This is a genomic window from Streptomyces sp. NPDC054813, assembly GCF_053611365.1.
Genome location: NZ_JBSHAF010000001.1, coordinates 148,127 through 168,757 on the forward strand (window position 1 = coordinate 148,127; position 20,631 = coordinate 168,757).

The window sequence follows — 20,631 nt, forward strand, 5'->3', positions numbered from 1 at the left end:
CCCTATAGATTAACCAAATGAGCGCAGGTCCGCTCGATAGGGAGTGCAAACAAGGTGTAACTATCGCGAGTCGCTCCGTACTTCGGGCGCCCGCAAATACACCTGTTCGTAACATGATGCCCCGTTTAGACTCCGCCCGCTCGACCCAAGTGAGCGAACACTCGTTCGATCGGGCAGGCGCCGCTCCCTCACGGGCCGTGCAGTTCAGGTTGCGTTGGCCGGGTCGAAAACTCGACATGATCCGATGGCACAGGACAACGGCTGTCTCGCGGAAGGACTGACGCATGGAGCTGCGCAGCGTCGAGGAGCTGATGGATCTGCTGTACGCCTGTCGGCACCAGCGCGCCCTGCGCACCGCGGCCCTGCTGCGCCGCAGCCGCCCCGCCGACAAGGAGCTCCAGGTCGCGGGCCTGGTGCACGGCATCGAGGAACTGCTGGGCCCCGCCGACGGCGCCGCACAGGCGGTGCGGCATCTGCTCGGGGAGCGGGTCTACCGCCTGGTACGCGGGGACGGCACCCCCGCCGACGACGACGTGCTGCGACTGCGGCAGGCCGACGAGGAGAGCCGCACCGCGGGGTTCGACGCGGGCGTCCTGGAGGACTGGCGAACCGTCCTGGAACTGGTCGCGACCCGCAACTCCCGCCTCGGGGCTGTCGACTGACGGTCCGTCATGAGACGGTACGGCGATGACGTCGTCGTACGGGCTCAGGGGCAGGGCGGCCGTCGTCACCGGCGGCACGCGCGGGATCGGGCGCGCGGTCGCCGGGGCGCTCGCGGCGGCCGGGGCGCTGGTGTGCGTGAGCGCGCGGGACGCGGACGAGGTCCGGCGTACCGCCGCGGAGCTGGGCGGGACCGGCCTGGCCGGCAGCGTCGCCGAGCCGGAGCACGCCCGGGAGCTGACCCGGCTGGCGCTCGACGAGTTCGGACGCCTCGACATCATCGTCAACAACGCGGCCACCAATCGTCCCTACGGACCGCTCATGGACGCCGATCTCGGCACGTGGCGGGAGGCTTTCACGGTCAACGTCGAGGGGCCGCTGCGGCTGACGCAGTGCGCGTGGCGGGGCTGGATGCGGGAGCACGGCGGCTCGGTGGTCAACATCTGCACGGAGGGCGCGGCGCATGTCGGCCCCGACGTGGGCGCCTACGGCACCAGCAAGGCGGCACTGCTGCATCTGACCCAGCAGCTGGCGGGGGAACTGGCACCCCGGGTGCGGGTGAACTCGGTCTCGCCGGGACTGGTGCGCACGGAGATGGCCCGCTTCATGTGGGAGCCGCGCGAGCGGGAGATCGCGGCGGGGCTGCCGATGGGGCGGATCGGAGAGCCCGAGGACGTGGCGGAGGCGGTTCTGTGGCTGTGCTCGGACGCCGCGGCGTGGGTGACCGGAGCCGACTTGCTGGTGGACGGCGGTACCCGGGTACGAGCGGCACACCGGCTTGCCTGAGGGGGCGCGGGGAACTGCGCGAGCAACCACGCACGACCCGCACCGGCCCCCGACCCGCACCCCTCCTCGACCGGACCGCCGGAGGCACCCGCACACCGGCACCTGTCCGAACAGTAGGGCGCCGGTGCCGGTGGCCGCCCATGATTAAGCGGGGCCTACCACTTGCCCGGCTCGTAGTCCTTCAGGAAGACCCCGTACACGTCCTCGCCCTGCTCGCCGCGGACGACCGGGTCGTAGACGCGGGCCGCGCCGTCGATCAGGTCGAGCGGGGCGTGGAAGCCGGCCTCGGCGAGGCGCAGCTTGTCGTAGTGCGGGCGCTCGTCGGTGATCCAGCCGGTGTCCACGGAGGTCATGAGGATGCCGTCGGTCTCGAACATCTCCACCGCGCTGGTCCGCGTGACCATGTTCATGGCCGCCTTCGCCGCGTTGGTGTTCGGGTGCCCGGCGCCCTTGTAGCCGCGACCGAAGACGCCCTCCATCGCGGAGACGTTGACCACGTACGACCGTCCGCGCGCCGCCTGCTTCGCGGCCGCGGCCATGGCCGGCCGGAGCGCGCTGATCAGGATGAACGGCGAGGTGTAGTTGCAGAGCTGGGTCTCCAGGAGCTCGACCGGGGAGATCTGGTCGATGGTCTGCACCCAGGTGTTGCTGTCGACGACGTCGGGGACGAGACCGCCCGCGTCGATGGCGGTGCCGTCGAGGTGCCGGGCGACGCTGGCGTTGCCCGCGACCAGCGCCAGGTCGGCGACCTGCTGGGCGTCGAGGCCGCTGGTGCCGAGGGGCAGCGCGGCGAGACCGTCCACGGCACCCGAGTTGAAGGCGCCGATGACCTGGTGGGCGGGGAGTTCACCGGCGGGCAGCGGGGCGCTCTCGCCCTCGACCAGGGCCGCGTAGGCCGAGGGCAGCCGGCGTACGGTCTGGGTCGCGTTGTTGATCAGGATGTCGAGCGGGCCCGCCGCGGCGACCTGCTCCGCCAGGGCGACGGCCTGGGCGGGGTCGCGCAGGTCGATGCCGACGACCTCCAGGCGGTGCAGCCAGTCCGCCGAGTCCTCCATCGCCTTGAAGCGGCGGATGGCGTCCTTCGGGAAACGCGTGGTGATCGTGGTGTGCGCGCCGTCCCGCAGCAGCCGCAGCGCGATGTACATGCCGATCTTGGCGCGGCCGCCGGTGAGCAGGGCGCGCTTGCCGGTCAGGTCGGCGCGGGCGTCCCGCCTGGCGCGGTTCAGGCCGGCGCACTCCGGACAGAGCTGGTGGTAGAAGTAGTCGACCTCGACATAGCGGCTCTTGCACGTGTAGCAGGAGCGCGGGCGCTGGAGTATCCCCGCGATCCTGCCCTCCTCGGTCCGCGAGGAGGGCAGCAGGCCCTCGGTCTCGTCGTCGATACGCTCGGCGGAGCCGGTCGCGGTGGCCTCGGTGACCGCCTTGTCGTGCGCGGTCTTGGCGGCCCGGCGCTCCTGGCGGCGGCGCTGCTTGACCGTGCGGTAGACGCCGGCCGTGGCCCGGCGCACCGCGATGGCGTCCGGGTGGTCGACCTCCAGCTTGTCCAGCTCGTCGAGCACGCTGAGGCAGACGGCGAGCCGCTCCGGGTCGATGCCCGGGCCGTAGACCACCTGGTCCTCGGCCGTCGGGCCGTCCTGTGTCACCGTCATCGCGCCGCCGCTTCCCTGATCCACCAGCGGCGCTCCGACTCGCGCCCGCTTTCGAAAAGGGAATTTTACGGAGCGCCGGGCAATACCTCCAAACCCGACCGGATCATGGCTCGCAGACCGAGATCAGCGAGTCCACCTCGTCGGTCACCGCGCGGGCCAGCACATCGAGGTCCGGGACGGCGGCCGCGTCCGCGACGAGGCCGTAGTGGACCTGGTTGCGGTAGGTGGAGATGGCGACCGCGAGGGACTGGCCGGGCGCGAGCGGGGCCAGCGGGTAGACGGCCGTCAGCGGGTGACCTCCCAGGCGCAGGCCCAGGCCCGGCAGCGGGACGCTGGTGACCAGGATGTCGAACCAGAGCCGGGCGGCCTGGCCGACGAGCGGTCCGCCGAGCCGGTGCCCGAGGGCGGGCACATGGTCGGCGAGCAGCGCGACGGCACCGGCGCCCCGGTTCGGGCCGGCGTCCTTGTTGCGGACCATCGCCGTGCGGACGCGGTCGAGGCGGGCGAGCGGGTCGGGGTTGTCGACCGGAAGCCGTATCAGGTAGCCGGAGAGCCGGTTGCCCTGTGGGGTGGCGGTGCGCGGCCGGCGTTTGGAGACCGGGATCAGGGCGCGCGGGGCGACGCCCTCGGTGGGGTCGCCCCGCTCCTCCAGCCAGCGGCGCAGCGCACCGGCGACGACGGCGATGAGGACGTCGTTGACGGTGCCGCCGACGGCCTTGCGGACCCGGTGCACATCGTCGATGTCGAGGTCGACGCCGGCGATGCTGCGGGTGCCGGTCGGCTCGGACCGCAGGGCGGCCGAGGAGCTCACCCCGAGAGCGGACAGGGCGACGGAGGCGCCGATGTCCAGGGCCCGGCCCACGTCCGAGAGCGCGCCGCGCACCAGCTCGGGGACCCTGCGCAGGTCCGGCAGCGCCGGCAGCGTGCGCGGTGCCTCGATCGGGCGGGGGGCACGCTCGGGCAGGTCGAGCGGGTCCATGACCCCGGCGGCCAGCTTGAGGGCGCGCAGCCCGTCGGCGAGGGCGTGGTGGAACTTGAACAGCACCGCGAAGGACACCCCGTCCTCGCCGGGCAGCACATGCGCCTCCCACGGCGGCCGGCCGCGCTCCAGCGGGCGTTGCATCAACCGGCCGGCGACAGCCTGGAAGTCGTCGGTCGGGGCGTGCAGCCGGACGTGGTCGAGGGGATCGAAGTCCGGGGCGGTCTCGCGGGCGGCGCCGCCGAACGCGAGCGGCTGCCAGACGTCTCTGATGCGCATGCGCAGTCCGGGCACGGCGGCGGCACGGGCCGCGAGCAGGTCGGCCGCGTGGGCGCCGGCGGTCGGCGAGTGCGCCGAGAAGACGCCGAGCGCACCGAGGTGCATCGGGTGCCGGTCGGACTCGATGTTCCAGAACGCCAGATCGAGAGGGGCGAGCAGGTCATTCGCATTCATCAAAGGGGGGCCTCGCGTCGACGGACGGTGGATCAGCAGTCAAACGCCGACACCTGATTACGGTCAAGTACGATCACGCTACGCTCAGTTAACAGCAGATTAAGCCCCGCCTCCCCCGAAAGAGACGGGACTCATGGGACACCTGAGGTCATCTCAGCGCCGGTGGCGCCGCCTGGGGTGACGTACCCCACTCTGACGGGCGCGGGCCGACCGTGAACGCCAGCGAGCGCAGGGTGCGCAGCGAACCGTTCGTCAGATAGGTCCGGCCGTACTCCGATCCGTCGACCCGGGCGGTCTGGACGTACCGGTCGGCGGCCGAGGTGCCGGGCGCGGTCACCGTGAAGCCGCCGCTCGGCCAGTAGCGGCGGTCGAGGCGGACGTCGACCCGGTCGAAGACGGGCGTCGACAGGCCCCACGTGCCGTATCCCGGCTGGACGGGGAAGAGACCGATGGACGACAGCACGTTCCAGGCGGACATGGTGCCGAGGTCGTCGTTGCCGGTCATCCCGGACGGCCCGTCGGTGAAGAGGGTGAGCGCCGCGTGCACCACGTCGGTGGTCTTCCAGGGCTGGCCGGTGGAGAGGTAGGTGTACGGGGCGATGAGGTCGGGCTCGTTCATCGGGTTGTAGACGGCCGCGCGGTAGTAGTCGTAGGCGTTGCCGTGCACCCAGACCTCGCGCGCGGTCTTCTCCGGGTCGGCGAGCAGCCTGTCGTAGGCGAAGAAGGAGTCGAGCCGACGGTTGGTGGCGTGCTCGCCGCCGATCAGGGAGATCACCCCGGGCAGGTCCTGCGGGACCAGCCACTGGTACTGCCAGGCGGTGCCCTCGTGGAAGCCGATGCCGCGGGCCGGGTCGGGGTCGCCGGTGAAGGCGCCGGAGGCGTCCCGGGCGCGGAAGAAGCCGGTGGAGGGGTCGAAGACGTTGCGGTAGTTCTGGGCCCGGGTGGCATAGCGGGCCGCGTCCGCGCCATGGCCGAGGTCCCGGGCCATCTGGGCGAGCATCGCGTCGGACAGCGCGTACTCGAGGGTGACCGAGGCGCCGTGGTCGTAGTCGGAGTCGCCGACCTTGGTGTGCGGGCGGCCCTTGGCGTAGGGCGCGAAGCCGTCGGCGAGGTACTCGGCGTTGGCCTCGCGGCCGACGCCGGGGTTGGCGGCCGGGGGCACACCGTCGGCGTTCTTCCGCAGCACCCGGTACGCCCGCTCCTCGTGCCCCTTGAGCAGGCCCGCCTGGTAGGCGGTGGTCAGGAACGGGGTGACCGGGTCGCCGGTCATGATGTTCGTCTCGACCGTGCCGTAGCCCCACTTGGGCAGCCAGCCGCCCTCCTCGTCGACCTTCAGTACCGACAGCGCCATGTCCCGGGCCTCGCGCGGCGCGAGCAGGGCGAGCAGCTGGGCCTGGGTGCGGTAGGTGTCCCAGAGCGACCAGTTCTGGTAGTAGGTGAACCCCGCCGAGCGGTGGATCCGGCGGTCCCAGCCCGCGTACCGGCCGTCCGCGTCGTCGCCGACGTTGGGCGCCAGGAAGGCGCGGTACAGGGACGAGTAGAAGGTACGACGGAGGGTCGCACCGCCGCCCTGGACGCGCACCCCGCCGAGCCGCCGCTCCCAGGCGTCCCTGGCCTGTCCTCGTACCGCGTCGAACGAACGGCCGCCCTCGGCGCGCAGGTTGACCTCGGCGCCGCGCGCGTCGACATACGACAGGGCGGTGGTCGCCTCGACGGTACGGTCCCGGGTGGTGTCGAAGCGGACATAGGCGCCGTCGGCCCCGGTGCGGGCGCCGGGGGTGATCGCGGTGCCGTTCCAGGTGCCGTAGGCGGTGAAGGGGCGGCTGAAGCGGGTGACCGTGTACACGGTGTAGGGGGCGGTCTCCCGGCAGAAGCCATGACCGGTGATCTTCGTACGGACGGTGTGGTCGTCGAGGATCTCGACCTCGCTGCTCACCGGCTTGTGCAGCGCCTGGCCCGCGTTGAGCAGGACGTTGGCCTTGTCGGTGGCCGGGAAGGTGTAGCGCTGGACGCCGGTGCGGGCGGTCGCGGTCAGCTCGGCGCGGACGCCGGAGTCGAGGCCGACGCGGTAGTAGCCGGGGCTCGCCTCTTCGTCGGCGTGGTCGAATCCGGCCGCGTACCGGGCGTAGTCCGTCTGGGTGACGTCCCCGGTGGTGGGCAGGACGGGCAGGTCGCCGCCGATGCGGCAGCCGACGCCCGAGAGATGGACCAGGGAGAAGCCGCGGATCTGGTGCTGGGCGTAGTCGTAGCCGGTGCTGTGCCCGGTGTCCGGGGAGAGCTGCACCATGCCGAAGGGCACGGCGGCGCCGGGGAAGGTGTTGCCCTCGTTCTGGGTCCCGATGAAGGGGTTCACCAGGTCGGTGAGGTGGCCGTCGGTCGGTTCGGCGGCCCCTGCGGCGGGGACGGTGAGCAGCGCGGACGCTGTCAGCACCCCGGCCAGGCACAGCCGTGTGCGCCGGGTCCCTCTCATGTCGGATGACCTCCGAAGGTTCGACGTCGTTGTCTGCATCGTGAAGGGGAAAAGCCGCAAAGCCCGGCACATAGGGGTTTTCACACGCAGCGCGTCGCACGAAGGGACCGGGACGGGACGCGAGGGGCAACGAGTCGGGCCCGGCGCGGGAACGGCGCCGGGCCCGGGGTACGCGGAGGGAGCTACGAGACCAGCTGCCCCTTCCCGAGGGCGATCACCCCGCGCTTGGAGACGGTGTACAGCTCGGCGTCCCGGTCCGGGTTGACGCCGATGGTGGCGCCGGGCGGGACCTCGACGTTCTTGTCCAGGACCGCGCCGCGCACCACCGCACCCCGGCCCACGACCACGTTGTCGTGCAGGATCGACCCCTGGACCACCGCGCCCGGGTCGACGCGCACGCCCGGTGACAGCACGGACCGGGTGACCTGACCCCGGATCAGGCAGCCGGCGCTGATGATGGACTCGCTCGCCATGCCGCCGGCGTTGAAGCGGGCCGGGGAGAGCTGGTAGGAGTGCGTGTAGATGGGCCAGCTGCGGTTGAAGAGGTTGAAGGCGGGCCGTTCGGCGATCAGGTCCATATGGGCGTCGTAGTACGCGTCGAGGGTGCCGACGTCCCGCCAGTAGCCGCGGTCGCGGCTGGTCTCGCCGGGGATGTGGTTGGTGCCGAAGTCGTAGAGCTGGGCCTCGCCGCGGGCGGTCAGCTGGGGCAGTATCGAGCCGCCCATGTCGTGCACGGAGTCGTCGTCCTCGGCGTCCCGGTGCAGCGACTCGACGAGGGCCTTGGTGGTGAAGATGTAGTTGCCCATCGAGGCGAAGACCGTGTCGGGGGCGTCCGGCAGCCCCGGCGGGTCGGTGGGCTTCTCCAGGAAGGTCTCTATCGTCTGCCCGTCCGAGGCCGGGGTGATCACACCGAACGCCGAGGACTCCACGCGCGGGATGCGGATGCCCGCGACCGTGACCCCGGCGCCGCCCTCGATGTGCTGCTGCAGCATCTGCCGGGGGTCCATGCGGTAGACGTGGTCGGCGCCGAACACCGCGACGTAGTCGGGCTGTTCGTCATGGACGAGGTTGAGGGACTGCAGGATGGCGTCGGCGCTGCCCAGGTACCAGCGCGGGCCGAGCCGCTGCTGGGCCGGGACCGGGGTGACGTAGTTGCCGAGCAGGCTGGACATCCGCCAGGTGGTGGTGATGTGCCGGTCCAGCGAGTGCGACTTGTACTGGGTCAGCACACAGATGCGCAGCACGTCCGCGTTGACGAGGTTGGACAGCACGAAGTCGACCAGACGGTACGTCCCGCCGAAAGTGACAGCTGGTTTGGCTCGGTCGGCGGTCAGGGGCATCAGGCGCTTGCCTTCCCCGCCCGCGAGCACGATCCCGAGTACCGAAGGCCCACCACGACGCATGGCCGCTCCCCTCACCCTGGTGCTCCATGCCTGCCCTCGAAGCACTCCCGCTAAGCCTGTACCCCGATCGCGTCGAACAGGCGGCCTGCCAGTTACGACTGCTTGAGGATCTCCTCGTAGAGCCGGACCGTGCGCCGGGCCACCGCGTCCCAGCCGAACTCGCCCACGGCGCGCTCCCGTCCGGCCTCGCCCATCCGCCGGGCCGTCTCCCGGTCGCCGACGACGGCGTCCAGCGCCCGGGCCAGGCCCGCCTCGAAGTCGTCGTCGAGATCGACCAGCAGCCCCGTCTTGCCGTCCTCGACGACCTCCGGGATACCGCCGACCCGGGACGCCACCACGGGCGTGCCACAGGCCATCGCCTCCAGGTTGACGATGCCGAGCGGTTCGTACACCGAGGGGCAGGCGAACACGGCGGCGTGGGTGAGGAGTTGGATGACGTCCGCACGCGGCAGCATCTGCGGGATCCAGTGCACGCCCTCGCGGACCCGGCGCAGCTCCTCGAACAGCTCACGGAACTCCCGGTCGATCTCCGGGGTGTCGGGCGCTCCGGCGCACAGCACCACCTGCACCCCGGGGTCGATGTCCCGTACGGCGCGCAGCAGATGCGGCACGCCCTTCTGCCGGGTGATGCGGCCGACGAACAGCACGTACGGGCGGCCCGCGTCGATGCCGGTCCGGGTGAGGACGTCGGTGGAGCGGTCCGGCCGGTAGAGGGCGGTGTCGATGCCGTTGTGCACGACGTGGACCTTCGCCGGGTCCAGGGCCGGGTAGCAGCCGAGGATGTCCGCGCGCATGGCCCCGGAGACCGCGATCACCGCGTCGGCGGCCTCGATCGCGCTGCGCTCGGCCCAGCTCGACAGGGCGTATCCGCCGCCGAGTTGCTCGGCCTTCCAGGGGCGCAGCGGCTCCAGCGAGTGCGCGGTCACCACGTGCGGGACGCCGTACAGCAGCTTGGCCACATGGCCGGCGAGGTTGGCGTACCAGGTGTGGGAGTGGACGAGTTCGCGGCCTTCGAGGCCGGCGGCCATGGCCAGGTCCACGGAGAAGGTGCGCAGCGCGTCGTTGGCGGTGTCCAGCGCGGACCAGGGGCGGTGCCTGACGACGCCGACCCCGCGACCCTCGCCCCAGCAGTGCACCTCCAGGTCGACCAGCGGCCGCAACTCCCTGGCGAGGAACTCCACATGAACACCCGCGCCGCCGTAGACGTCCGGAGGGTACTCCCGGGTCAGCAGTCCCACTCGCACCCGCAACCCCCTGATCTCCACGGCCGGTTGTTCCATGGTCACCCAGATGCGGCGCGCGGGGAAGAGCACGGTGGTTGTGTGAAACAACAGTCACCGCAGACCCCGCCGCCGGGTACCCGGTAGTACAGACAGCAGCTGCGCCGCCGGAACGCCGGGCCGGTACGGATGCCGGTGGCACTCAGCAGGGGGTGCGCGAAGAGCCCGTCGACGAGGGTGCGGGTCCGGTCCGCGGCCTCGGTACGGCCGTCGGCACGGGCCCACCGCTCCAGCTCGCGGGCGGCGCCGGCCAGCGCGGAGCCCGCGTTGCCCCACAGCAGGCCGGCGGCGACGCCGTAGCGGGCCCGCAGGGCCTCCGCCAAGGGTTCGAGATGACCGTGCACGACGGCGTCCACGAGCGTGTCCGGTCCGGCGCCCCCGGGCAGCGGGCGGACCTCGGTGAGCCAGAGGTCGTCGGGGGCGCCGGCACCGACGTCCCAGCGGAGCAGACGGGGGTCCAGATCGGGGAGGCGGCCGTAGCGGGCGGCGCAGCCGAGGGCGACGGACCAGAGCCGGGCGGCCAGTCCCTGATGGGCGATGGAGGCGGCGACCCGGAGCTCGGGGGCGCGGAGACGGCCCGCCACCACCCCAACACGGAAAGTTAGGATATTTTCGTAAACATCCGATGTGCCTTTTTTATAAGCTTTTGCAAGGCTTGGCAGTTTGGTGATCCGCACCGCCTCCGGGTCTCCGGCCGCCGATCGGAGCGTCCGCAGCACGAAGAAGCCGCCGAGCGGCCGGAGCGCGGCGAGATCAGGGTCCAGGTCCACGAACAGCAGTAGTACCAGGCTTCTTAGGACCCCGGGACCCCGGCTCTCCACCCGCCGACACCCACCCTGGGGATGATCAGAGACCTCCCCTACTCCATCGGTAGTACGAGGCATTGGGTGCTCAGGTACGACGACGGGAAGCGATCGGGCGGGCACAGTGTTGCTCATGGAAGCCGACCGTTCACCGTGCGGGACCGCCCTGCGGATCCGCCTGACGCTGAGGAGCCCTGCATGAGTTCCCTCGCGTTGTCCGTGTTGCTGTCCTTCGTGTCCGCCGTCGCCTACGCCGGCGGAGCGATCGTGCAGGAGCAGGTCGCGGTCACCTCCCCCGACGAGCAGTACGCGCCGCTGAGCCGCCCGAGCTGGTGGGGGGCGATGGCGCTGAACGGCCTCGGTGGCCTGCTGCACGTCGTGGCGCTGGCCTACGGCCCCCTCAGCCTGGTCCAGCCGCTGGGCGCGCTCACCATCGTGTTCGCGCTGCCCATGGCGGCCCTGTTCGTCGGCCGCAAGGCCGGCTCCACCGCCTGGCGGGGGGCGATCATGGCCACCGTGGGTCTGGCCGGCCTGCTCTCCCTGGTGGGCTCCTCCGACTCCCACACCCTGGACTCCGCAGGCCGGACCGGGGTCGCGGTGGTCACCGGCGGGGCGATCGTCGCGCTGATGGTCGCGGGCCGGGCCGCGCACCGGCACCCGGCGGTGCGCAGCGTGCTGCTCGCCGTCGCGTCCGGCATAGCCTTCGGCATGTCCTCGGTGTTCACCAAGGTCGTGGCGATCGACTGGGACGGCGGGATCGCCGTGTCCGACGCGCTCTGGCTGGCCGTGATCGGCGTCTACGCCGTCGCCGGCGTCATGATCTCGCAGTCCGCCTACCGCGGTGGTGGCCTCGCCGCGCCGCTGGCCACGCTGACCGTGGTCAACCCGGTACTGGCCGCCGCGGTCGGCATCACGATGTTCGACGAGACGTTCCGCTACGGCACGACCGGCACCCTGCTGGCGCTGGCCTGTGGTGTGGTGGCGACGGGCGGCCTGATCCTGCTCACGACCGAACGCATCGAGAGCACCCCGCACCCGGCGCACTCCACACCGGAGCCCGAGACATCCCCCGAGCCACTGGTCGAGGCACTTGTGGAACTGGCGGAGGCGGGCCTGGCGAGGGCCTCGGCGGCCGAGGCGAGCCTCACGAAGGCAATGCCGGCCGAGGCAGGTCTGGTGGACGACGCGGGCCTGGCGCGCGTCACGCTCGCGGAAGCAGGTCTGGCGAGGGCCGGTGTGGCCGAGGCGGGGCTGGTGGACGCCGGTCCGGCAGAGGCAGGCCTGCCGGAGGCCGAGTCGGCGGCGGCAGGTCTGGTGGACGACGTGGACCTGGCGCGCGGCACGCTCGAGGTGGACGGCGACGTGCTCCCGGTGCTGCCCGAGATGCCCCAGCAGCGCACCACGTCCGTGCCGGACGTGCTGCTCCCCGCCGTCGGCTATGTGCCGGCACCGGTGGTGAACCAGCACCGGATGCGGGTCAAATCCTGACGCCGCCGGCCCGGAGATAGGCGACCGGGTCGATGTCCGTGCCGAAACCGGGCCCCGTCCGCACCTCGAAGTGCAGATGCGGGCCCGTGGCATTTCCGGTGGACCCCGAGCGGCCGATCCGCTGTCCCGTGGACACGCTCTGCCCCGCCCGCACGGAGATGGCCGAGAGGTGACCGTACTGCGTGTAGCGGCCGTCGGCGTGCCGGATGACCACCTGGTAGCCGTACGAACCGCCCCAGCCGGCCGTGACGACCTGCCCGGTCTCCACCGCCTTGACGGAGGTGCCGGTCGGCGCCAGGAAGTCGACGCCGGTGTGGTAGCCCTTCGACCAGTGGGAGCCGGACGCGTGGTACGGCGTACCGATCGGGGCGTCGACCGGGGCGACGAGGGAGTGGTCGCTGTGGGAGGAGGCCTTCTTGGTCCGGGCCTCCGGCTTGGCCTTGGACTTCGTCCTAGCCGGCTTGGACGTCTTGGCCGCCGTCTTCTTCGCCGACGATTCGGTCTTCGTGGCCTCGGTCGCGTGGCCCGTCAGGCTCAGCCGCTGACCGGGCAGAATCAGGTCGGGGTCGGAGCCGACCGTCGCACGGTTGGCCGAGTACAGCCGGTGCCAGCCGCCGGTGACGTCGTGTTCCTCGGCGATCCCGGAGAGCGTGTCGCCGTGCACCACGGTGTACATCTCGGCCTTGCCGGCCCGGGACTGCGGTGTGGTCTGCGGCTGTACGTCCCGTACCGAACTCTTGGCGGGGCGGGTGGAGGCGCTCTCGGTGTGCACCTCGGGCGTGCCGCCGCCGCGGGTGAGTCCGGCCTGGACCGAGCAGACGGGCCAGGCGCCCGGCCCCTGCCCGCCGAGGACCTTCTCGGCCACGGCTATCTGCTGGTCCTTGGTGGCGAGGTCGGCACGCGGTGCGTACCGGGTGCCGCCGTAGGCCTCCCAGGTGGACTGGGTGAACTGGAGCCCGCCGTAATAGCCGTTGCCGGTGTTGATGCCCCAGTCGCCGCTGGACTCGCAGGCGGCGACCTTGTCCCAGGTGGACACGGAGGCAGCGTCGGCGCTTCCGGCGGCGGCCAGCGGAAGCGCCAGCCCGGCGCCGCCCGCCGTGACGGTCAGCGACGCGCGGTTGATCCTGTTCGGCTGGTACCGGCGGTGCCGGCCGCGTTCGGCCATGTCTGAGATCCCCCTCGCCACGCGCGTCAGGAGGGCCAAAAGTAAGCGCCCCGAACAGGCCATGACAAGACGGCAATCAGCCGCCTCTCGCACCTGGGGGCACGGTCGTCACGCCGTGAAGCGGGGCAGCACGAAGCGGAATTGATCCTCCGTCAGCCCGGAGAGCCGCACGGCACCCCCGCGAAGTGTCTCGTGAGGCTACTGAGGCGTCGGCCCCTGTGGTCCGTATCTGCAAGTGCGGCCGGTCGAACGGCGAGTCAGGATGGCCTTTGGGCAATACTGGCGGGCATGAGGGGCGGCAGCATCCCTTGCACGTTCTACGGGATCGACTTGATCTTTGAGGAGCAGGCGGTATGAGCACTTCGGCGCAGATCGGCGTCACGGGTCTCGCGGTCATGGGCCGCAACCTCGCCCGGAACTTCGCGCGCAACGGCTACACGGTGGCGTTGCACAACCGCACGGTGTCCAAGACACACGAGCTGGTGGAGAACTTCGGGGACGAGGGCGACTTCATCGCGGCCGAGACCGCCAAGGAGTTCGTGGAGGCGCTGGAACGGCCCCGCCGGCTGGTCATCATGGTCAAGGCCGGTGACCCGACGGATGCGGTGATCGAGGAGTTTGCACCGCTCCTGGAGCCTGGCGACATGATCATCGACGGTGGCAACGCGCACTTCGCGGACACCCGGCGCCGCGAGAAGGCGCTGCGCGAACAGGGCATCCACTTCGTCGGCATGGGCGTCTCCGGCGGCGAGGAGGGCGCGCTGCACGGGCCGAGCATCATGCCGGGCGGCCCGAAGGAGTCGTACGACTCGCTGGGGCCGATGCTGGAGAAGATCTCGGCGAAGGCGGCCGACGGCGCGCCGTGTGTGACACACATCGGCCCCGACGGTGCCGGGCACTTCGTGAAGATGGTCCACAACGGCATCGAGTACGCCGACATGCAGCTGATCGGCGAGGCGTACCAGCTGCTGCGGGACGTCGCCGGGTACTCCCCCGCGCAGATCGCGGACGTCTTCCGGACCTGGAACACGGGCCGCCTCGACTCGTACCTCATCGAGATCACGGCGGAAGTGCTGGCGCACGTGGACGCGGCGACCGGCAAGCCGTTCGTGGACGTGGTGGTGGACCAGGCCGAGCAGAAGGGCACCGGCCGCTGGACCGTCCAGATCGCGCTCGACCTGGGCGTGCCGGTGTCGGGGATCGCCGAGGCGGTCTTCGCGCGTTCCCTGTCGGGCCACGCGGATCTGCGCGCGGCCTCGCGCGGCCTGGCCGGCCCGAAGCCGACGGCGCTGTCCGAGGCGGAGGCGGCGGCGTTCGCGGACCGGGTGGAGCAGGCGCTGTACGCGTCGAAGATCGTGTCGTACACGCAGGGCTTCCACGAGATCCAGGCGGGCAGCGACGAGTACGACTGGAACGTCGACCTCGGTGCGGTGTCCTCGATCTGGCGGGGCGGCTGCATCATCCGGGCGGCGTTCCTGGACCGGATCCGGGCGGCGTACGACGCGCGGGCGGATCTGCCGAGCCTGCTGTCCGACGAGACGTTCGCCCGGGAGATCGCCGGGGCGCAGGACGACTGGCGTGAGGTGATCATCGCGGCGACCCGGGAGGGGGTCGCGGTGCCCGGCTTCTCGGCGGCGCTGGCGTACTACGACGCACTGCGGGCGGAGCGGTTGCCCGCGGCGCTCACACAGGGGCAGCGGGACTTCTTCGGAGCGCACACGTACCGGAGGGTGGACCAGGAGGGTGCGTTCCACACGCTGTGGGGCGGGGACCGCAGCGAGGTCACCGCGTAGGCGGACCTGACCGCCGGAAGCGGGCGCGGGTGAGCTGCGGGTTCGCGCAGTTCCCCGCGCCCCTTCGGTCGTGTGTGCCCGTTGTCAGGTGAGGGGTGGGCCCGGTTCCGGGGTGGGGTCCGGGTTCGGGGGGCCGGGGGACGGGGTGGGGGTCGGCGGTGGTGGGGTGGGGACGGGGCCCGGGGACGGGGGCGGTTCCGGGGTGGGGACCGGGCTGGGGTAGGGGTCCGGAGGCTGGGGGGTGGGGGGTACCGGGGTGGGCTGCGGGTTCGTCATGGCGTCCTCCGGCCAGTGGCTCGACTTCACCTCTGGGTCTACTTCCTCGCGTACCCGAACGCGGCGCGTGCACTCACTCTGCCGCCCGTGCCGCCGCCGCGAGGCCGGGGCGCGGGCTGGAGAGGATCGGCACGGTCGTGGTCGTCAGCTGCTGGGCCGAGGTCATCGAGGCCTGGGCCAGGACGATCACGTCGGCGTCGGTCACGGTGTCCGCGGCGGCTGCCACCAGGCGGGCGCATCCCTCGATGTCGCCGGCCTCGAAATGGGTCCAGGCGTCGGCCACGACCTGGGCGCGGGCACGGATCGGGCGGTCCGCGCGCCGGGCCTCGTCCTCGATCAGGGCCAGGGTCGGAGCCAGGGTGCTCTCGACCGTCGCCAGGACGGCGACGCGGGGGCCCGCCGTCACGGCCGCCGTCGCCATCGGGCGGTCGCCTCGGACTACCGGGACGCCGATCCTGTCGGCGGCCCGTTCCGCCACCTCGCCGATCGTCGAGCAGGTGCAGAGCACGGCCCGTACACCGTCCGCCGCCGCCCGCTCCAGGGCCGCCGTGACCTCCGGTGCCACCGCCTCGGGGCCCTCCCGGCGGGCCCGGGCCAGGAGTTCCGGTGCCACGAGGTGCCGTAGCGCCAGACCCGGGTGGTCCTCGTCGCGCAGGGCGTCGAAGACGGGGATGTGGAGGGGGGACGTGTGGAGGAGGGCGAGCACCTGTGGTTCCTCAGATCAGAAGCGACCGGGGTGGGCGACCAGCCACTCCTTCGCCGCGCGCAGCAGCTCGGGGTCCGCCGCCGGCGCCACCTCGGGGTGGCGTTCGGCCCACCTGACGACGTACGGGCAGAGCGGGGCCACCGGGGTGTCCTCGCGCTCGGCGATCGCGTACAGCTCGCGGGCGAGGGAGCCCGCGATGCCCTTCCCCTCGTGTTCCGGTTCCACGATGGTGTGGACCGGCACCAGGGCCCGGGAGGGCGACTCCAGCACGAAGTACTCGACGTGGCCGACGACTTCGTCGCCGGCGACCGCCTCCAGACGACCCGCCTGCCGGTCGTCGCGGATCTCGATGTCGCTCATGTCGCCCTCCTGGTCCGCCGGTCAGGCCGACACGGCCTGCGGGCTGCGCTCCTGGTCCGAGCCGGGTACCGGCTCGGACGGGTCGGCGCCGAGCGCCACGACGCGGTTGTCGTGGTCGACGTGCACGACCCGCGGCCGAAGCGTACGCGCCTCGGCGTCCGTGACCTGAGCGTAGCTGATGATGATCACCAGGTCGCCGGGGTGGACGAGATGGGCGGCCGCCCCGTTGATCCCGACGACCCCGGAGCCCCGCTCGCCCTCGATGACGTACGTCTCCAGCCGGGCGCCGTTGCTGATGTCGACGATGTGGACCAACTCACCGGGGAGCAGGTCGGCGGCGTCGAGAAGGTCGGCGTCGATGGTCACCGATCCCACGTAGTGCAGGTCGGCCTGGGTGACGGTGGCCCGGTGGATCTTGGACTTGAACATGGTGCGCAGCATTTTGAACTCCTGGAAGACGGCTCCCTGCTAGCTTTTTGCAGGTCAGGGGCGTCATTCACTGTACATCGGCATACCTTCGACTCGAAGACTTTCCATAACATCGTGCACCGTGGCGAGCAGGCTTCTGACCTGCGCGATCCCTGCAAATTACGCTGCCGCGGAGCCGTAGGCCAGGAGCAAGCAAGGAAGATCGTCCCGGCCCAATGCCGATTGGATGCCGACCTACCTGATTTCTCATCAGGCAAGCCGAAGGGAGCCAGAGCAGGAGCCTGCGGACGCTGTGTCTGGGGTCAGTGGCGAGCAATGTCGCCACGGCACTGCTGCGCAGATCGGTTTCGCCACTTCAGCGGCCAGAGTGCGCCGCACTCGCACGTCTGGGTCACGAGCCGGCAATGACCCGAGCTGGACGGGTGCCTCCGCATGCCCTGCCCACAAGATGGCGCTGAGTGATCGCACCGCCCAGTGCGGGAGCGGGCGAGCAGCAGGGCGTGGGGCGACGACCTCCCGCGGCAGGAACTGGAGAGCCTCTGCCAGGCGATAGCCGCCGTCGTCGGCGGGTGCCGGCCGGGGCAAGAAGGATTCGCTCACGGAGCTATTTGGCATGCTCCGTGGACCGGGCGACGACTGCCGCAAGCAGGAGCCAGTGGGCCCTGATGCCTGTTGATGCCAGGTTGAGGTGAAGCCGCTGAGCTGGTGGTTCATCCCTCTCATCGCCAGGTCGGCAGCGTTGGGGCCACCGTCTTGGTCGGCGGCCTCCAAGGCGGCCTCCCAGAGGCCATCAGATGTGGCTGCCGAGCTGAAACGGCCTGTCACACAAAACGCTCGGCTGGGAAACACCAGCCGAGCGCCTCGCAGATCCGGGCCATAGCCAGTTGATCACTTGTGTCGCAACGGCCTCGGGCATTCACCGGATCGCGGCGAGGCCGGGGCGGTTGACCCGCCCGCGCAAGGCAGGCTCAGGTTCGGGGCGACGTAGAGCACCCCGTCGTCCGAGACGGCCCTGATCTCGGCATGGCCAGTAGCCGACATCCGCCCGCGCGGAGGTCGCCGAGTGTTCGGTGTACTCCTGGCACAGCGCGCACGCGTGCCAGCCCCGGCTCCTGTGCTGTCGCAGTGAACCGAGATCGATGAGATGTGTGCAGCCTCTGCCGGACCGCGGCCAGGTCCCTGTCGTATCAGTGTGTTGATTCCGGACAGACCCACTACCGATTCCGATGCGGACAGTCACCAGGGACAGTAACTCGTCGTCCACGAGGACCTCTGGGAAGATCCGCTTGTCGGAGAGGGTGGTGTCCTTGCCCGGTCTGGTGCCCCCGGACGGTGCCGGAAGGGACGCCCGGCACCGTCCCTTTGTCAGGTGCGCGTCCGGTCAGCGTGAGTCGGCAGGGCACGTGAGGCCCTTGTCGTGGCCACCCTACGGAGAGTCATGCAGCCGAAGTACGGAAAGGCGTGCTCCCGCGACTGCACGATCTTCAATCGGAGCCGGTGTCGGAAGCGGCGACGAGTTCGGTGAGGGGTGCAGGAGCGTGATGAGCAGGACGCGCTCGGCCGGCGTGAACGCCTCGTAGGCGCGGGCCTGGCGCATTCCGCAGCCGGGCCCGGAGCTGTTCAGACGAACGCACGGTGACCGCCGGTCTCACGACCCTGAGTGGCGCCCTCCAGGGGGCGAGTGGCAGCCAGGCCGGAGCTGGCAGAGGATGAGAGCGCTGCTCCCGCGCCGCGCCGCCAAGGAGGCCCGGACATGCGCTGGTGGTCCTCGCTGGTCACGATCAGCCGGGACGGGCTGCGCATTCAACGGGCATTCGCCGCCCCGTCGGCGATCGCACGGGCCGTACTGTCCGTGCTGCTCGCCACGGTCCTCGGCCTGGTGCTGGACGACCCGGTGGCCGGGGCCATGGCCAGCGTCGGTGCGTTCATCTGCGGCATCGGTACGCTGCTGAGCCCGCTGCGACACCCTGTGGTGAACGCGCTCGGGATGGCCGCGGCCTTCAGCGCCATGGCGGTGCTGGGGGCTCTGGTGCACGGCACTACCTGGCTGTTCCTGCTGGTGCTCGCGGTCGCAGCGTTCGCCACCGGGCTGTGGCGGACGATGGGCATCGCGCCCGGCATCCGGGGTTGCCTCGCGGTCATCGGGCTGATGATCACGGCTGATCTCGCTCCCGACGTACATGGCGGCCTGGTGATCGCCGGCTGGATCGCGGTCGGGACCGGAGTCGTCGTGGGGGTGCAACTGCTCCCCCCGTACGGTCCGCGGTTCGCCGCCCAGCGCCGCGCCCTTGCAGCTCTGTACCAGTCGCTCGCCGAGGCTTCGGTCGCGGCCGGCTCCGCCGGCCTGGGCGGGTCCGCTCCGTTCACGGCGGCCCGGCAGGCCCTGGACGTGCTGCCGCAGTTGAGCCGACCGGCGGCGGCGGCCATGTTCGGACTGCTGGGAGAGGCCGAGCGCATCCGCCGCGCGCTGCACACGGTGCGGCTGACGGTAGCGGCGGCCGGGAACCAGGAGGCACTGGCCGCTGCGGCGCAGGTCCTGGGCGACATCTCCCGTACGGTGGCCTCCGGCCGCGAGCACCGCACCCCCGAGGAAGCTTGGACCCTCCTGGAGTCCTGGGCGGCCGTCTCGCCCGTGCGCGGCCCGCGCGATCTGGCCGCACGGCTACGGACGGCCGAGCAGCTGGCCCGACGCTCGACCGACGACCGCCTGGGCGATGTACTGGAACCCCACACCGAGGTGCCGGGCCTGTACGCGGGCACCCCCTCCGTAGCACGCACCGCCCGGCGGATCCGGGCGCAGCTGCACCCCCAATCACCGATATTCCGCCATGCGGTGCGGCTCGCAGTGGGCGTGGTGCTCGCCGAGGTCATCGGCCGGTCGATCGGCGGGTGGGGCGGGCTGGGCATCTCCACGCACGGCTTCTGGGTGGCCCTGACCACCATGCTGGTGCTCTTCCCCGAGTACGGTCATACCCTCGCCCGCGGCTGGGGACGTGCGGCCGGGTCCGTGCTGGGTGGCCTGTTCGCCTGGATTCTGTCCCTGCCGAACTGGACGCCCGTCAGCCTCGCGGTCGTGGCGGTAGTGCTGGCCGCTGCGTCGTTTGTGACCCTGCGGACTGGGCAGTTGATGCTCAATCTATGGCTGACCACCTGGATCGTCTTCCTGATCCACCACGTCGGCGGGCTGCCCGGGCCCACAGCGTGGGCGCGCGCCGCCGACACGGTGGTCGGCGCCGCGATCGCCGTGCTCATCTTCCTGGTCTGGCCGACCTGGTCCACCCGGCGGGTGCCGGGCCTGCTCGCGGAGTGGCTGCGGGTGCAGGACCGGCTGCTGCCAGAGCTGCTGACCGGCTACGCCGACGTCGGGGCGACCGACCCGGCAGCCGTCGACGCGCTGCGGGCGCGGTCACGGCAGGTCAGGGAGCACCTGGAGGCCGCGGTGGAGCAGTCGCACGCCGAGCCGGCAGAGCACCGCGGCCCCTGGTCGAGTGTGCAGCTGGAGCAGATCAGGACTCAGGTGTCCACGGTTGCCGAATGCGCCACCCTGCTGGGCGAACACCTGCCGCGTACTCCTCAGGACACCGTGCCGGAGCTGACCGAACTGGTCGATCCGCTGCACGAACACCTCACGGCCCTGGCCCGCGCCTCCGCCGGAGCCGAGACAGTGGCCCCGGGGGCATTGCGGTCGGTCTTCGACTCCTTCACCGCCCGCTCCGGCTTGCTGGCCGAGACACCCGACGGCTTCGGGAGCGCCACGACCAGCCGCGCCGTCGTCCTGAGCACCGCAACCGTCGACGCCGTGGAGGCCCTGACCGCCACCATCGCCTCCCGCCACCGCCGCGGTCGCCACTCGGCAGCCTGAAACTCCGCAAAGTCGCTGTCCGCCCTGACCGTGGGGTCCCTGCCGGGGGGACGGGCGAAGCCGGGTAGG

Annotated in this window: 15 protein-coding genes; 5 read left to right on the plus strand and 10 right to left on the minus strand. The window is 71.4% G+C overall.

The window, feature by feature from the left end; translation table 11 throughout:
- The first annotated feature begins 284 nt into the window (after positions 1-284).
- Positions 285-662: a hypothetical protein gene (locus ACWGJB_RS00650; RefSeq protein WP_453378118.1), complete on the plus strand. Its 378-nt coding sequence runs from the start codon at positions 285-287 to the stop codon at positions 660-662.
- Positions 663-687: 25 nt separating this feature from the next.
- Positions 688-1,446, plus strand: coding sequence for an SDR family oxidoreductase (locus ACWGJB_RS00655; protein WP_453378119.1), 759 nt, complete (start codon positions 688-690; stop codon positions 1,444-1,446).
- 155 nt (positions 1,447-1,601) lie between these two features.
- Here ACWGJB_RS00655 and ACWGJB_RS00660 read toward each other — a convergent pair whose 3' ends face one another.
- From ACWGJB_RS00660 to ACWGJB_RS00685, 6 genes are all read right to left on the minus strand, one after another.
- Positions 1,602-3,095 (minus strand): SDR family NAD(P)-dependent oxidoreductase, encoded by a 1,494-nt coding sequence (locus tag ACWGJB_RS00660; protein WP_453378120.1) that lies wholly within the window; start codon positions 3,093-3,095, stop codon positions 1,602-1,604.
- 103 nt (positions 3,096-3,198) lie between these two features.
- A complete protein-coding gene (locus ACWGJB_RS00665) occupies positions 3,199-4,527 on the minus strand; it encodes a wax ester/triacylglycerol synthase family O-acyltransferase (protein ID WP_453378121.1) in 1,329 nt (442 codons plus the stop codon).
- 148 nt (positions 4,528-4,675) lie between these two features.
- Positions 4,676-6,997 (minus strand): GH92 family glycosyl hydrolase, encoded by a 2,322-nt coding sequence (locus ACWGJB_RS00670; protein WP_453378122.1) that lies wholly within the window; start codon positions 6,995-6,997, stop codon positions 4,676-4,678.
- 182 nt (positions 6,998-7,179) lie between these two features.
- Positions 7,180-8,400 carry a glucose-1-phosphate adenylyltransferase gene (gene glgC / locus ACWGJB_RS00675; protein ID WP_453378123.1) on the minus strand — a complete coding sequence of 407 codons (1,221 nt, stop codon included), beginning with the start codon at positions 8,398-8,400 and terminating at the stop codon, positions 7,180-7,182.
- Between the two features lie 92 nt (positions 8,401-8,492).
- Entirely contained in the window at positions 8,493-9,644 is a 1,152-nt protein-coding gene (gene glgA, locus ACWGJB_RS00680) for a glycogen synthase (protein ID WP_453378570.1), read from the minus strand.
- Positions 9,645-9,682: 38 nt separating this feature from the next.
- On the minus strand, positions 9,683-10,468 hold the full coding sequence (locus ACWGJB_RS00685) for a (2Fe-2S)-binding protein (RefSeq protein WP_453378571.1): 786 nt from the start codon (positions 10,466-10,468) through the stop codon (positions 9,683-9,685).
- A 213-nt stretch (positions 10,469-10,681) separates the two neighbouring features.
- On the opposite strand from ACWGJB_RS00685, the gene ACWGJB_RS00690 reads away from it, so the two are divergent.
- Complete coding sequence (locus tag ACWGJB_RS00690; RefSeq protein WP_453378124.1) at positions 10,682-11,971, plus strand: DMT family transporter; 1,290 nt, start codon at positions 10,682-10,684, stop codon at positions 11,969-11,971.
- Here ACWGJB_RS00690 and ACWGJB_RS00695 read toward each other — a convergent pair.
- Positions 11,961-13,136: a transglycosylase family protein gene (locus tag ACWGJB_RS00695; protein ID WP_453378125.1), complete on the minus strand. Its 1,176-nt coding sequence runs from the start codon at positions 13,134-13,136 to the stop codon at positions 11,961-11,963. The genes ACWGJB_RS00690 and ACWGJB_RS00695 overlap by 11 nt on opposite strands.
- Before the next feature lie 353 nt (positions 13,137-13,489).
- On the opposite strand from ACWGJB_RS00695, the gene gndA reads away from it, so the two are divergent.
- The gene (gndA, locus tag ACWGJB_RS00700) at positions 13,490-14,929 is read left to right on the plus strand and encodes an NADP-dependent phosphogluconate dehydrogenase (RefSeq protein ID WP_453378126.1); all 1,440 of its coding nucleotides are present in this window, start codon (positions 13,490-13,492) and stop codon (positions 14,927-14,929) included.
- 349 nt (positions 14,930-15,278) lie between these two features.
- On the opposite strand, the gene ACWGJB_RS00705 is transcribed toward gndA, so the two are convergent.
- The 3 genes from ACWGJB_RS00705 to panD are packed head-to-tail and all read right to left on the minus strand — an operon-like array spanning position 15,279 to position 16,712.
- A complete protein-coding gene (locus ACWGJB_RS00705; RefSeq protein ID WP_453378127.1) occupies positions 15,279-15,911 on the minus strand; it encodes an aspartate/glutamate racemase family protein in 633 nt (210 codons plus the stop codon).
- Positions 15,912-15,926: 15 nt separating this feature from the next.
- Positions 15,927-16,271 (minus strand): GNAT family N-acetyltransferase, encoded by a 345-nt coding sequence (locus tag ACWGJB_RS00710; RefSeq protein WP_360479393.1) that lies wholly within the window; start codon positions 16,269-16,271, stop codon positions 15,927-15,929.
- A gap of 21 nt (positions 16,272-16,292) precedes the next feature.
- Entirely contained in the window at positions 16,293-16,712 is a 420-nt protein-coding gene (panD, locus tag ACWGJB_RS00715) for an aspartate 1-decarboxylase (RefSeq protein WP_362722714.1), read from the minus strand.
- Between the two features lie 1,741 nt (positions 16,713-18,453).
- On the opposite strand from panD, the gene ACWGJB_RS00720 reads away from it, so the two are divergent.
- Positions 18,454-20,562, plus strand: coding sequence for an FUSC family protein (locus tag ACWGJB_RS00720; protein WP_453378128.1), 2,109 nt, complete (start codon positions 18,454-18,456; stop codon positions 20,560-20,562).
- The last annotated feature ends 69 nt before the right edge of the window (positions 20,563-20,631 follow it).